The sequence below is a fragment of the Mesorhizobium sp. M4B.F.Ca.ET.143.01.1.1 genome, from assembly GCF_004792275.1.
Taxonomy (GTDB): Bacteria; Pseudomonadota; Alphaproteobacteria; order Rhizobiales; family Rhizobiaceae; genus Mesorhizobium; species Mesorhizobium abyssinicae.
On the sequence record NZ_SRSR01000204.1, the window covers coordinates 1 to 334 of the forward strand.

1 protein-coding gene is annotated in these 334 nt (G+C 68.3%); it reads left to right on the forward strand.

Features of this window, described 5'->3' with window-relative positions; translation table 11 throughout:
* Positions 1-334 (forward strand): hypothetical protein (locus tag EN786_RS36645; RefSeq protein ID WP_210238936.1); only part of this gene is annotated, 334 nt, incomplete at both ends.

Genomic DNA, 334 nt, shown 5'->3' on the forward strand with positions numbered 1-334 from the left:
GATGACGCCGTGCGGCAGAAGCTGCACCATCAGGTCGGGCATGGCGTCATCGGGGTCCTGGTCGCCGCCTTCCTGGCGGTGGCGATGTCGACGGCGAGCACCACGCTGCTGATCACCGCCACCACCTTGCAGCGCGACGTGATCTCGCGGTTGCGGCCCGGCGCCAGCGACAAGGAAAGGCTGTGGACCAGCCGCATCCTGCTGCTCGTGCTCGGCCTGGCGGCGCTGGTCGTAGCGCTGTCGGTACCCGGCATCGTCACCATCCTGATGCTCGGATTCTCGGTCTATGTGCCGGGCCTGCTGTTGCCGGTGCTGTCGGCCACCTTCGGCTGGC